This is a genomic window from Sulfitobacter sp. HI0040 (genome assembly GCF_001634885.1).
Taxonomy (GTDB): Bacteria; Pseudomonadota; Alphaproteobacteria; order Rhodobacterales; family Rhodobacteraceae; genus Sulfitobacter.
Genome location: NZ_LWEX01000529.1, coordinates 1 through 11,140, shown reverse-complemented (window position 1 = coordinate 11,140; position 11,140 = coordinate 1). Strand labels below are relative to the sequence as shown.

Sequence of the window (11,140 nt, the reverse complement as noted above, 5' to 3'; positions counted from 1 at the left end):
GCCGTTCAGCGTATGCACGAAACGCGGCTTGCCCCCGTCGGCGGGTTTGTAGCGCGCGTTCATACGGCGGGCCTGAAAGTCCCCGGTGGTGGAGACCGAGGAAATCTCGCGGTAGCTGTTCTGGCCGGGCACCCATGCTTCGATGTCATAGGTCCGGCGTGCGCCGAACCCCATATCGCCGGTGCAGAGGATCACGGTGCGGTAGGGAATGCCCAGTCGCTCGAGAATATCTTCGGCGCAGCGCAGCATCCGCTTTTGTTCGGCATCCGACTCCTCGGGCAGGGTGATGCTGACCATCTCCACCTTTTCGAACTGGTGCTGGCGCAACATCCCGGCGGTGTCGCGCCCGGCGCTGCCCGCTTCTGAGCGGAAGCACAGGGTATGCGCCGTCAGGCGGCGGGGCAGGGCGGTTTCTTCCAGCACCTCGTCAGCCACCGAATAGGTCAGCGGCACTTCGGAGGTGGGCACCAGCCAGTAGCCATCGGTCGTCTGGTAGCTGTCGTCGCCGAACTTGGGCAGCTTGTCGGTGCCGTACATCGCCTCGGCCCGTACCAGCACAGGCGAATTCACCTCTGTCAGGCCGTTGGCGTCCACATGCGTGTCCAGCATGAATTGCGCCAGCGCCCGATGGATCCGCGCGACCGCGCCCTTGAGCATGACGAACCGCGCGCCCGAGGTCTTGCCAGCGGTGGCGAAATCCATGGACGGGGCGACGCCTGCGATCTCGAAATGTTCCTTGGGCGTGAAGTCAAAGGCGGGCTGTTCGCCCCAGCGGTTCACTTCGACGTTGTCGTTTTCATCCGCCCCGTCGGGCACGTCGTCGGCCGGCGCATTGGGAATGCGGGCCAGCATGTCCGTCAACTGTGCGTCCAGCTCCTTTGCCTCGGCGGACATGGCCGCGATCTCGGCCTTCTTGTCGCCCACGAGCTTGCGCAGCCGCTCGAACTCCGCCTCGTCCCCGCTCGCCTTGGCCGCACCCACCTGCTTGGAGGCCGCGTTCTGTTCGGCCTGCGCGGCCTCGGCGGCGGCGATCTTGCCACGCCGCGCCTCGTCGAGGCTCAGGATCTCGGCGGACATCGGTGCCTCGTCCCGGCGCGCCAGCGCGTCGTCGAAGGCCTTTGGGTTCTCACGGATGGCGCGGATATCGTGCATGGGAGCGTCCTTGGAAACGAGTCGGTCGCGGGCCTTATGCCTCAAAGCGCGCCGCTATGACAGATGCGCCTTGCCCCGCCCTCCGGCCCCAGGACGGCGCGGCAGGGAGGCTGGGCCGCGCCCTCCTTCTCGCCTTGCAAACCCCCCGGGCGGGGCATAGGTTCTGGCGAAATTCGCGATTGGGCCTTGGTCCCGCGTTCCAATGCCAGAAGGACCCCCCATGGAAGGTATTCAACAGTTCATCCCGCTGATCCTGATCTTTGCGATCATGTACTTCCTTCTCATCCGTCCCCAGCAAAAGAAGCTGAAGGACCATCAGGCCATGGTCGCGGCGCTGCGGCGGGGCGATCAGGTCGTCACGCAGGGCGGAATCATCGGCAAGGTCGTGAAGGTGAAGGATGACGGCGAGCTGGAGGTCGAGGTGGCCGAAGGCGTCAAGGTTCGCGTGGTGCAATCCACCATCGCCACCGTCCTGTCAAAGACCGAACCGGCCAAGTAAAGGCCCGCCCCGGCCGCAACGAAAGAAGGCGGAACCATGCTACAGATCGACCTGTGGAAGCGCGTGCTGATCGTGCTGACCTGCGCATTGGGCCTTTGGCTCGCGCTGCCCAACGCCTTTTACGGCCCGGTGGAGCAGCACAACGACGCGGTGAAGGCGATCGAGGTATCGGGCAATTCGCCCGATCTGGCGGCCCAGCGTGCGCTTTGGCCCGAATGGATGCCCTCGGGGCTGGTCAACCTCGGGCTCGACCTGCGGGGCGGTGCGCATCTGCTGGCGGAGGTCCGGGTCGAAGACGTCTATGAAAACCGGATCGAGGCGACATGGCCGGAGGTGCGCGACTCGCTGCGCAGCCTGACGCCGGTGCGGCGGCTGGAGTCGCCGGGCGAAGTGCTGCGCGTGCGACTCAACGACGCGGATAAGATGGCCGAAGCCCTGCAGATCGTGCGCGAACTCGCCCGCCCGGTGCAGACGCTGACGGGCGCGGGCGCCAACGACATCGAGGTTTCGGGCAGTGACGGGGTGATCACCGTCGTGCTGTCCGAAGCCGAAAAGCGCGCCACGGACGAGCGCACGATGCAGCAGTCGCTGGAGATCATCCGCCGCCGTATCGATGCCGTGGGCACGCGGGAGCCGACGATCCAGCGGCAGGGTGCGGACCGTATCCTGATCCAGGTACCGGGCATCGGGTCGGCATCGGATCTCAAGACGATCATCGGGACCACGGCGCAGCTGACCTTCAATCCGGTCGTTTCCCGCGGCAGCGACGAGACCGCCAATCCCGGCATCGGCAACGAACTTTTGCCCGCGGCGGACGAACCCGGTGTCTTCTACACCATTGAATCCGCGCCGGTGGTCACGGGCGAAGAGCTTGTGGATGCCCAGCCCGCCTTCGACCAGAACGGCGCGCCTGCGGTCAACTTCCGTTTCAACACCTCCGGTGCGCGGAAATTCGGGGATTACACGGCCGAGAACATCGGCTCCCCCTTTGCCATCGTGCTGGACGACGAGGTCATCAGCGCCCCGACGATCCAGAGCCATATTCCCGGCGGTTCCGGCATCATCACCGGTCGCTTCACGGTGGAGGAATCGACCAACCTCGCCGTGCTGCTGCGGGCGGGTGCGCTGCCCGCGGGCCTCGATTTCCTCGAAGAGCGGACGATTGGCCCCGAACTGGGGCAGGACAGCATCGACGCGGGCAAGATCGCGACGCTCGTCGCCTTCACCGCCGTACTGTTCTTCATGTGGGCAAGCTATGGCCTCTTCGGGATTTTCGCCAATATCGCGCTGATCATAAACGTGGGCCTCCTGTTCGGCGTGCTTAGCCTGATCGGGGCGACGCTGACGCTGCCGGGTATCGCGGGGATCGTGCTGACCGTCGGCATGGCGGTGGACGCCAACGTGCTGATCTTTGAACGTATCCGCGAAGAGATGAAGAGTTCCAAAGGCCCGGCCCGCGCCATATCGCTCGGTTATGAACGCGCGCTTTCGGCCATCCTTGATGCCAATATCACCACGCTCATCATCGCCGTGATCCTCTTTGCGGTGGGGTCCGGGCCGGTGCGCGGCTTTGCCATCACGCTCGGCTTCGGGATCATCACATCCGTCTTCACCGCCTTCTTCGTCACCCGTCTGATGGTCGTCATGTGGTTCGAGCGCCGCCGACCCAAGACCATCGCCCTCTGAGGAGACCGCAGAATGCCGTTGAAACTGGTTCCCGACGAAACGAACATCGACTTCTTCCGCCATGCGAAGTTGACCTTCGGCGCGTCCTGCGTGGCCATGGTGCTCTCCATTCTGGTCTGGGCCCTCGTCGGTCTGAACTTCGGCATCGATTTCCGGGGTGGCACCACGATCCGTACCGAAAGCCCGCAGGCCGTGGACATCGGCCTTTATCGCAGCGCGGTGGAGCCGCTGGGCCTCGGCGATGTGACCATTACGGAAGTTTTCGACCCCTCGTTCGGCGACGATCAGAACGTGGCCATGTTGCGCATCCAGTCGCAGGACGACGAAGAGGCGGCAACAGCCGAAACCATCGCCGCAATCGAGGCCGCGCTGACCGAAGTGCGCCCCGACATCAAGTTCACCAGCGTCGAATCGGTAGGGCCCAAGGTTTCGGGCGAACTCATCCTCGATGCGGTGCTGGCCGTCACGGGCGCGCTGGCGGCGATCCTCATCTACATCTGGTTGCGATTCGAATGGCAGTTCTCGGTTGGGGCGGTCGCTGCCCTGTTCCATGACGTGATCCTGACCATCGGCGTCTTTTCCGCGCTGCAGATCCGTTTCGATCTGGCGGTGATCGCGGCGATCCTGACCATCATCGGCTATTCGATCAACGACACGGTGGTGATCTTCGACCGGTTGCGGGAAAACCTGCGCAAGTACAAGAAACGCCCCCTGCGCGATGTCATGAACCTCAGTGTTAACGAGACCCTCAGCCGCACGATCATGACCTCGGGCACGACGCTGCTCGCGCTCATCGCGCTATTGGTGCTGGGGGGCGACGTGATCCGCGGCTTCGTCTTCGCCATCACTTGGGGCGTGATCGTCGGTACATATTCCTCGGTTTTCGTGGCCAAGAACATCGTGCTGTTCCTCGGTGTGAAGCGGGACTGGTCCAAGACGACCCCGGATCAGGGCAATCAATACGCCAACATAGATGCCTGACGCCCTGATGGCGGCGCTGCAGACCGATGGTCTGGCGCTGCTGGCACTGGCCGTGGTCATCGCCGGGCTGGTGCGCGGGTTTGCCGGTTTCGGCAGCGCCATGATCATCATGCCGGTGGCCAGCAGCGTTCTGCCCCCGATCGAAGCGGTGATCTTTTTGGTCGCGGCGGAACTCGTGGGCCCCTTGCCCAACGCGCCCGCCGCCCTGCGTGCGGGCCGCCCGCGCGAGGTGGGGCGGCTTGTTCTGGGGGCGGCGCTGGCCCTGCCGGTCGGCTTGTGGGTTCTGTCGCTCATCGAGCCTGAGGCCTTCGGCTGGATAATCTCGGGCATCGTGCTGACCCTGCTGGCGCTGTTGCTGACCGGCTGGCGCTACCGGGGCGCGATGACCCGGCGGCTGGTGACGGCGACGGGCGCGCTCGGTGGCTTCCTTACCGGGTTTTCGGGGATACCGGGGCCGCCCGTGATCATGCTCTACATGGCCAGTACGCTGCCTGCTTCGGTCGTGCGCGCGAACCTGACGCTCTATCTGCTGGCGGTCGACCTGCTGCTTTTTCCCGTGCTCTGGCTGATGGATCTCATGTCGTGGAACATCATTCTGCTGGGCCTTCTGGCCGGGGTGCCGAACCTTCTGGGCAACGTTCTGGGCGCGCGCCTTTTCGATCCGGCGGCGGAGCGTCTCTTTCGCGGGGTGGCCTATATCGTGATCGCCGCTTCCGCTATCATCGGTCTGCCAGTGTGGAAAGGATGACATCATGCGCCTGAACGAGGTAGTCTTTACCGATGCCAAACCGGTCGAAGGCTACGGCCCCGGCTTTTTCCGCATTGGCGGAGAGGTGGTGCACGGCCCGGTTCTCGCAGGGCCGCAGGGCACCCGGACATGGGCCGGTTTCGACGATACGGCACCGCTGCTGGCGCTGGCGGGGCAGGTCGATGTCCTTTTCCTCGGGACCGGGGCAGAGATCGCCCATCTGCCCGACAACCTGCGCGAAACTCTGGAGGAGGCCGGGGTGGGGGTGGAGCCGATGTCGTCCCCCGCGGCCTGCAGGACCTACAATGTCTTGCTGAGCGAGGGGCGGCGCATCGCGCTGGCGGTCCTGCCGGTATGATTGCACCTGAATTCGTGACAGGGATGCACCCGTGACATTGCGGGTGGAGGATCTGGCGGTGGCCCGAGGCGGCGTGCCGATTTTGTCGGGGCTGTCTTTTTCCCTGCGTCCCGGCACGGCGCTGGCGCTGCGCGGGCCCAACGGGGCGGGCAAGACGACCCTGTTGCGTACATTGGCAGGCTTGCAGCCGCCGCTCGCGGGGCAGATCCACGGCGCGGGCGAGGCGATCGCCTATGCCGGACATGCGGATGGGCTGAAGGCGATGCTGAGCGTGACCGAAAATCTGACCTTCTGGGCCGATGTTTTCGGCACGTCTGACATCGCGCCCGCGATGGACGCCTATGACCTGCACGGGCTGGCAGATCGCCCGGCGGGGACGCTTTCGGCGGGGCAGAAGCGGCGGCTGGGCCTTGCGCGGCTGCTGGTGACCGGGCGCGCGATCTGGGCGCTGGATGAACCTACAGTATCGCTCGACACACAGGCGCGGAGCCTCTTCGCCGATAGTCTCTCTGCGCATCTGCAGCGGGGCGGCAGTGCGGTCGTGGCCACCCACATCGACGTGGGCCTGACGCTGGAGGAGCTTGACATCGCCCGGTATCGCGCGGCACCCGACCTGCGCGCCGGGGCCAGCGACGAGGCGTTCCTGTGAAGGCGCTGTTGCTGCGGGATCTCAGGCTCGCCGTGCGCGCCGGGGGGGGATTTGGCCTCGGCCTCGCTTTCTTTTTGATCGTGACCGTGCTCGTCCCCTTCGCGGTCGGGCCTGACCCGGCGCTGCTGTCGCGGATCGCGCCCGGCGTGCTGTGGCTCGGGGCGCTGCTGGCCTGCCTGCTGTCGCTCGACCGGTTACTGGCGCTCGATCACGAGGACGGGACGCTCGATCTTCTGGCAACCGCTCCGCTGCCGCTCGAAGGGGCGCTGGGTATCAAGGCCTTTGCCCATTGGATCACCACGGGGCTGCCGCTGGTGGCCGCGGCGCCGGTGCTGGGGCTGATGCTGAACCTGTCGGTCAGCGGTTATGCCGTCCTCGTCGGGGCGCTGCTGCTCGGTACCCCCGCGCTGTCGACCATCGGCCTTTTCGGCGCGGCCCTCACCGTGGGGGTCAGGCGCGGGGGGTTGCTTCTGTCGCTGCTCGTCCTGCCGCTCTATGTGCCGACGCTGATCTTCGGGGCCGAAGCCGCGCGCCGCGCCGCCACGGGGCAGGAGGCGGCGACGCCGCTGCTGATGCTGGCGGGGCTGACCCTTGCGACACTGGCGCTCATGCCCTTCGCCTCTGCCGCCGTGCTGCGCATGGGGCTGCGGTGATGCGGCGGATTGACCATTGAGCGCATGGGGCCGGCGGGGTAGATAGCGACCATGTCTTTGTGGGAATACGCCAATCCGGTCCGTTTCCTCCGGCTCAGCGCGAAGGCGCAGCCGGTGCTTTGGGTCGCTGCGGGGCTATCGCTGTCGCTGGGTCTTCTCTGGGGGTTCTTCGGCACGCCGGACGACATGCGGCAGGGCTCCACCGTCAAGATCATCTATCTGCATGTGCCCGCCGCCCTCATGGCCATCAACGCGTGGTTCATGATGCTGGTCGCCTCACTCATCTGGCTGATCCGTCGCCACCACGTCAGTGCGCTGGCGGCAAAGGCTGCCGCCCCGGTCGGGCTGATGATGACGCTGATCGCGCTGGTCACGGGGGCCATCTGGGGCCAGCCCATGTGGGGCACATGGTGGGCATGGGATCCGCGGCTGACATCCTTCCTGATCCTATTCCTGTTCTATCTGGGCTATATCGCGCTCTGGTCGGCGATCGACGATCCGGACACGGCGGCGGATTTCACCTCCGTGCTCTGCCTTGTCGGCTCGGTTTTCGCGGTGCTGTCGCGGTATGCGGTGAAATTCTGGAATCAGGGGCTGCACCAGGGCACGTCGGTGCCGGTGGCCACCGGGGGGCGGACCATTTCGGATGTGTTCTTCTATCCGCTGGTGCTGTCGATGGTGGGCTTCGGGCTGCTCTTTATCGCGCTGGTCTTCCTGCGCACCGGGACGGAAATCCGCCAGCGGCGCACCCGCGCCCTGCTGGCACGCGCACGGCGGGGGGGCTGATGCCGGAACTGGGAAAATACGCGGCGGAGGTGCTTTCCGCCTATGCGGTATCGCTGCTGCTTCTCGCGGTGCTGATCTGGATGAGCTTGCGACGCGACCGGCGGGCGAAAGCGGCGTTGCGCGCGGCGGAGGAGGGGCGGGATGCCTAGAGTCTCTCCGCTCATGCTGGCACCGCCGCTGGTCTTCGCCGCCTTTGTCGGGCTTGCCGCCATCGGCATGTTCCGCGAGGACCCTGATGGGCTGCCCTCCACCCTGATCGACCAGCCCGCGCCCGCGTTGCCGCGCGAACCGCTTCCGCCTTATCCGGAGGTGACAGATGCGACTCTGGGTTCCGGGGATGTGACGCTGGTGAACTTCTGGGCGAGCTGGTGCCCGCCCTGCCGCGCGGAACACCCCCAGCTGCTTGACCTGCAGGCGGACGGAGTCCCGATCGTCGGCGTGAACTTCAAGGACAAGGCCGTCAACGCCGCGGGCTATCTGGAGGAGAGCGAGAATCCCTTCTTCGCGGTGGGATTCGACCCGCAGGGCCGGGCGGCGATCGAATGGGGCGTCACGGCCCCGCCGGAGACGTTCATCGTGGATGGCGAGGGCAAGGTGCTCTTCCGGTTCGCGGGGCCGCTGGTCGGCAGCGATTATGAACAGCGTTTCCTGCCCGCCTTCCGTGCGGCACTGGACGCCGAGGCGAAGTAGGCAACGCTTCTTCCAAATGGTCTAAAATCCTCACCGAAGGTGATCAACGCTTGCGGCCCGCCTGTCGGGGCCGGGGGCCTCCGGCGGGGATTTTCTGCCATCTGGAATGAAAAAGGCCCGCGCTTGGCGGGCCTTTTCGTATTTCGGGAAGGTTATTCCGCCGCGACCGGCTGATCCTTCGCGAGGTTGCGCAACACGTAGTGCAGCACGCCGCCGTGTTCGACGTATTCGATCTCGATCGCCGTATCGATGCGGCACTTCAGGGTGATGTCCTTGGTGCTGCCATCGGCCATGGTGATGGTGCAGGGCACTTCCTGCAGCGGCTTGATCGTGTCGAGACCCTTGATGGAGACGGTTTCATCCCCGGTCAGGCCCAGCGACTTGCGCGTGTCCCCCCCGGTGAATTCAAACGGAATGACCCCCATGCCAACGAGGTTGGAGCGGTGGATACGCTCGAAGCTTTCCGCGATGACGGCCTTCACGCCGAGCAGAGCGGTGCCTTTGGCCGCCCAGTCACGGCTGGAGCCTGCGCCGTATTGTTCGCCGCCGAAGATCACCAGCGGGGTATCGGCATCCTGATAGGCCATAGCCGCATCGAAGATCGACGTCTGCTTGCCGTCCGGCCCCTTGGTATAGCCGCCTTCGACACCATCCAGCATCTCGTTCTTGATGCGGATGTTGGCGAATGTGCCGCGCATCATGACCTCGTGGTTGCCCCGGCGCGACCCGTAGCTGTTGAATTCGCGCACGGGCACCTGCCGTTCGGTGAGGTACTGACCGGCGGGTGTGCTTTCCTTGAACGACCCGGCGGGCGAGATGTGGTCGGTGGTGATCATGTCCCCCAGAAGGGCCAGTACCTTGGCACCTTCGATGTTGGTGATCGTCCCCGGCTCCTTGCCCATGCCCTGAAAATAGGGCGGGTTCTGCACGTAGGTGGACTGGGGGGGCCAGTCGTATGTCTGACTGTCGGTGGTCTCCACCGCCTGCCATTTCTCGTCGCCCTTGAAGACATCGGCGTATTTGTCCTGGAACGCCTCGCGGGTGACGGTCTTTTCGACCAGTTCCGCGATCTCCTGCGTCGAGGGCCAGATGTCCTTCAGGTAGATGTCGTTGCCGTCGTGGTCCTGACCCAGCGGGCTGTTCGCCAGATCGTGGTTCATGTCGCCCACGAGGGCATAGGCCACGACCAGCGGCGGCGAGGCGAGGTAGTTGGCCCGTACATCGGGCGAAATGCGGCCTTCGAAGTTCCGGTTGCCCGACAGCACGGAGGTGCCGATCAGGTCGTAGTCGTTGATTGCCTTGCTGATCTCGGGCTCCAGCGGGCCGGAGTTGCCGATGCAGGTGGTGCAGCCATAGCCCACGAGGTTGAAGCCGATGGCATCGAGGTCATCCTGCAGTCCGGCGGCTTCGAGGTAGTGGGACACCACCTGGCTGCCCGGAGCGAGGGAGGTCTTGACCCAGGGTTTGCGGGTGAGGCCCTTTTCACGCGCCTTGCGGGCCACGAGCCCGGCGCCGATCATCACGTAGGGGTTCGAGGTATTGGTGCAGGAGGTGATCGAGGCGATCACGATGGAGCCGTCGTGCAACTGGTAATGCCCGCCCTCGGTGGGCACGTATCCGCGGTTGTGGTGGCCTTCGTCACCGGGAATGTCCTCCGGTTCGGGCTGGCCGCCTTCGCCTTCCCAGCGGATCTCGGCGTTGGGGGTCGTGTCCTTGCCTTCGCGGATGCCCTTGACGTACTGGCCGAAGGCCTTGTGCGCTTCGGTGAGCGCGATGAAGTCCTGCGGGCGCTTGGGGCCGGAGATCGCCGGAACGATTGTCCCCATGTCGAGGCTGAGCGTATCGGTATAGACCGGGGCATAATCGGCATCGCGCCACATGCCATTGGCCTGAGCATAGGCTTTGACGAGCGCGACGCGGTCCTTGTCGCGGCCCGTGTTGGTCAGATAGCGCAGCGTTTCATCGTCGATCGGGAAGAAGCCGCAGGTCGCGCCGTATTCGGGCGCCATGTTGGCGATGGTGGCCCGGTCAGCCAGCGGCAGGTGGTCGAGGCCCGCGCCGTAGAATTCGACGAACTTGCCCACCACGCCCTTTTCGCGCAGCATTTCCACGACTTTCAGCACCAGGTCGGTGCCGGTGGTGCCTTCCATCATCTTGCCCGTCAGCTCGAAGCCGACAACTTCGGGGATCAGCATGGAGATGGGCTGGCCCAGCATCGCGGCCTCGGCCTCGATCCCGCCAACGCCCCAGCCAAGGACGGCAGCACCGTTGACCATGGTGGTGTGGCTGTCGGTGCCCACGAGGGTGTCGGGATAGGCCACTTCCTCGCCGTTCTGGTCCTTGTCGGTCCAGACCGTCTGGCTGAGATATTCGAGGTTCACCTGATGGCAGATGCCGGTGCCGGGGGGCACGACGCGGAAGTTGTTGAAGGCCTTCTGGCCCCACTTCAGGAAGGTATAGCGTTCGATGTTGCGTTCGTATTCACGGTCCACGTTCATCTGGAAGGCGCGCGGATTGCCGAATTCGTCGATCATCACCGAATGGTCGATCACCAGATCGACGGGGTTGAGCGGGTTGATCTTCTGTGCGTCGCCGCCCAGGGCCACAATGCCGTCACGCATGGCCGCAAGGTCGACGACCGCCGGAACGCCGGTGAAGTCCTGCATCAGAACGCGCGCCGGGCGGTAGGCGATTTCCCGCGGGTTCTTGCCGCCCTTTTGCGCCCATTCGGCGAAGGCCTTGATGTCGTCCACGGTGACGGTCTTGCCATCCTCGAAGCGCAGCATGTTTTCCAGCACGACCTTGAGGGCGGCGGGCAACTTGGAAAAATCGCCCAAGCCCGCCTCTTCCGCTGCGGGGATGGAGTAATAGGCGACGGAGCTGCCGCCGGACTGAAGCGTCTTGCGGGTTCCCGAACTGTCCTGACCGACTGTGATCG

12 protein-coding genes are annotated in these 11,140 nt (G+C 65.0%); 10 read left to right on the top strand and 2 right to left on the bottom strand.

Annotated elements, in window-relative coordinates; translation table 11 throughout:
- The coding region (serS, locus tag A3728_RS20085; protein WP_067927893.1) for a serine--tRNA ligase at window positions 1–1,152 on the bottom strand (1,152 nt) is incomplete at its 3' end.
- A gap of 220 nt (window positions 1,153–1,372) precedes the next feature.
- Here serS and yajC point away from each other — a divergent pair.
- The 10 genes from yajC to A3728_RS20035 are packed head-to-tail and all read left to right on the top strand — an operon-like array spanning window position 1,373 to window position 8,202.
- The gene (gene yajC, locus A3728_RS20080; RefSeq protein ID WP_067927891.1) at window positions 1,373–1,651 is read left to right on the top strand and encodes a preprotein translocase subunit YajC; all 279 of its coding nucleotides are present in this window, start codon (window positions 1,373–1,375) and stop codon (window positions 1,649–1,651) included.
- A gap of 36 nt (window positions 1,652–1,687) precedes the next feature.
- Window positions 1,688–3,337, top strand: a complete 1,650-nt coding sequence (gene secD, locus A3728_RS20075; RefSeq protein ID WP_067927888.1) for a protein translocase subunit SecD — start codon at window positions 1,688–1,690, stop codon at window positions 3,335–3,337.
- Window positions 3,338–3,349: 12 nt separating this feature from the next.
- Window positions 3,350–4,318, top strand: a complete 969-nt coding sequence (gene secF / locus A3728_RS20070; protein ID WP_067927885.1) for a protein translocase subunit SecF — start codon at window positions 3,350–3,352, stop codon at window positions 4,316–4,318.
- Window positions 4,311–5,066: a sulfite exporter TauE/SafE family protein gene (locus A3728_RS20065; protein WP_067927882.1), complete on the top strand. Its 756-nt coding sequence runs from the start codon at window positions 4,311–4,313 to the stop codon at window positions 5,064–5,066. The genes secF and A3728_RS20065 overlap by 8 nt, the downstream gene beginning before the upstream one ends.
- Before the next feature lie 4 nt (window positions 5,067–5,070).
- Window positions 5,071–5,424 (top strand): Mth938-like domain-containing protein, encoded by a 354-nt coding sequence (locus tag A3728_RS20060; RefSeq protein WP_067927878.1) that lies wholly within the window; start codon window positions 5,071–5,073, stop codon window positions 5,422–5,424.
- A gap of 31 nt (window positions 5,425–5,455) precedes the next feature.
- Window positions 5,456–6,073: a heme ABC exporter ATP-binding protein CcmA gene (ccmA, locus tag A3728_RS20055; RefSeq protein ID WP_067927875.1), complete on the top strand. Its 618-nt coding sequence runs from the start codon at window positions 5,456–5,458 to the stop codon at window positions 6,071–6,073.
- Entirely contained in the window at window positions 6,070–6,726 is a 657-nt protein-coding gene (gene ccmB / locus A3728_RS20050; RefSeq protein ID WP_067927872.1) for a heme exporter protein CcmB, read from the top strand. Before ccmA ends, ccmB begins: the two co-directional genes overlap by 4 nt.
- A gap of 51 nt (window positions 6,727–6,777) precedes the next feature.
- Entirely contained in the window at window positions 6,778–7,512 is a 735-nt protein-coding gene (locus A3728_RS20045) for a heme ABC transporter permease (RefSeq protein WP_067927869.1), read from the top strand.
- Entirely contained in the window at window positions 7,512–7,661 is a 150-nt protein-coding gene (gene ccmD / locus A3728_RS20040; protein ID WP_201722152.1) for a heme exporter protein CcmD, read from the top strand. Before A3728_RS20045 ends, ccmD begins: the two co-directional genes overlap by 1 nt.
- Entirely contained in the window at window positions 7,654–8,202 is a 549-nt protein-coding gene (locus tag A3728_RS20035) for a DsbE family thiol:disulfide interchange protein (protein WP_067927867.1), read from the top strand. Before ccmD ends, A3728_RS20035 begins: the two co-directional genes overlap by 8 nt.
- Window positions 8,203–8,354: 152 nt before the next feature.
- Here A3728_RS20035 and acnA read toward each other — a convergent pair whose 3' ends face one another.
- Window positions 8,355–11,138 carry an aconitate hydratase AcnA gene (gene acnA / locus A3728_RS20030; RefSeq protein WP_082858020.1) on the bottom strand — a complete coding sequence of 928 codons (2,784 nt, stop codon included), beginning with the start codon at window positions 11,136–11,138 and terminating at the stop codon, window positions 8,355–8,357.
- Window positions 11,139–11,140 lie beyond the last annotated feature (2 nt).